At 48.3% G+C, this 267-nt stretch carries 1 protein-coding gene; it reads right to left on the bottom strand.

The window, feature by feature from the left end:
• A partial coding sequence (locus tag QW71_RS42635) for a transposase zinc-binding domain-containing protein (protein WP_373604808.1) occupies positions 1-206 on the bottom strand: 206 nt, incomplete at its 3' end.
• Between the last annotated feature and the right edge of the window lie 61 nt (positions 207-267).

Here is a 267-nt window from a genome sequence, read left to right as displayed (position 1 = left end):
CACTCATCCGTATATTTCTTCCCGCATCCATGACAAAAACGGCTTTTACACGTAAAGCAAATAAACACTGGCTCCGGCGTTCCCTTCGTGCAGCCCTTACACTCATATCTGGCATAGCCCATATCCCGGGTGCCACAGCGTATCGCTTTATTCACCGTTTCCGTGATGCTGCTATGGAGCCCCTCAGGCAGGTGATGACCGTGCATTTCCATAAATCCATGAAAGTGATCTTTTAGAATCTGCCGGATGATTCCTCGTTTCTTCCAT

Origin of the sequence: Paenibacillus sp. IHB B 3415 (assembly GCF_000802655.2) — a bacterium.
Classification (GTDB): domain Bacteria; phylum Bacillota; class Bacilli; order Paenibacillales; family Paenibacillaceae; genus Paenibacillus_AQ; species Paenibacillus_AQ phytohabitans.
This window is presented reverse-complemented; position numbering and strand designations above follow the sequence as displayed.